This is a genomic window from Mycobacterium sp. 1165196.3, assembly GCF_001673415.1.
In the GTDB taxonomy this organism is placed as follows: Bacteria; Actinomycetota; Actinomycetes; order Mycobacteriales; family Mycobacteriaceae; genus Mycobacterium; species Mycobacterium europaeum_A.
Genome location: NZ_LZLU01000032.1, coordinates 1 through 540, shown reverse-complemented (window position 1 = coordinate 540; position 540 = coordinate 1). Strand labels below are relative to the sequence as shown.

General features: G+C 66.1%; 1 protein-coding gene. It reads right to left on the bottom strand.

Annotated elements, in window-relative coordinates:
• Positions 1-461 (bottom strand): DUF222 domain-containing protein (locus A5659_RS03520; RefSeq protein ID WP_156748797.1); only part of this gene is annotated, 461 nt, incomplete at its 3' end.
• Positions 462-540 lie beyond the last annotated feature (79 nt).

Below are 540 nucleotides of genomic sequence, written 5' to 3'. Positions count from 1 at the left end.
GCGTGTTCGCAGGTGTCGAGGTCCACGGCTTCGGGCAGGTGGTGGAAGAACCGCCGGATCACGGCCACGTGGTCGGCGCCGATCGCCCCATCTTGCTGGGCCGCGGCGGTGGCGGGCAGCACCGGCGCCAGCGGCTCGCCGGTCAGCGTGCGGCGCGGGCCCAGATCGGCGGCCTCGGCGATGCGCCGTGCGGCCTCGGCCCGGGTGATGTGCAGCCGGTCGGCCAACACCCAGGGCAGCTTGCCGCCCAGTTCGGCCGGATCCGCTTGCTCGCCAAGCTGGTTGATGAGTTGGTGGCTTGGCGTCTGGAGCTTGCGGGTTGCGCATTCGAGCTTTTCCAACAGTGCCAGGCGTTCGGGGTTGGTCAGCGCCGCATAGGAATGCTGGTGAAAACGAGCGGCCGCAGCGCATAACGCGTCAGCGTCGGCCTGAATCTGCTCCCGGTCGCTAATCGAACTCATGTTCGAATGCTAGAACGGGCCACCGACAAAAAGCGCTCCCCTGAAACCACTGAAACAAAAGAGGCACAAGTGATTTGGG